Below are 348 nucleotides of genomic sequence, written 5' to 3'. Positions count from 1 at the left end.
AATTGAATTTCTTCAGTCGTTTCGGCAACACCTCGTAAAATCGCTCCGCATCGTTGGCGTATTGAAACGCGCACACAAAATCATCGGCGTACCGGATCAACATCGCGCGGCCACGCATTCGCGGTTTTACTTTCTTTTCAAACCATAAATCGAGTGCGTAGTGCAGGTAGATGTTCGCCAGTACTGGGCTAATGATGCCCCCTTGCGGCGTACCACTTTTCGGGTGTTCAAAACCCCCTTCAGGTGATTTTATGCGGGCTTTAAGCCATTGGCTGATTAAGCTCAGCATGGCGTTGTCATCAATGCGTTGCTTGAGCATCTTCATCAGCCAGACATGGTCAAGGTTGT

General features: G+C 49.1%; 1 protein-coding gene. It reads right to left on the bottom strand.

What is annotated here, in order from left to right; all coding sequences use genetic code 11:
• Positions 1-348, bottom strand: a 348-nt coding sequence (locus ACK8OT_RS19340) for a reverse transcriptase domain-containing protein (protein WP_410198142.1), incomplete at both ends; no start/stop codon positions are given.

It is taken from the genome of Motilimonas thetidivivens (genome assembly GCF_046452435.1).
In the GTDB taxonomy this organism is placed as follows: domain Bacteria; phylum Pseudomonadota; class Gammaproteobacteria; order Enterobacterales; family CBDFNC01; genus Motilimonas.
Note: the sequence above shows the minus strand (reverse complement) of the source record. Positions and strands in the feature narration are given on the sequence as shown.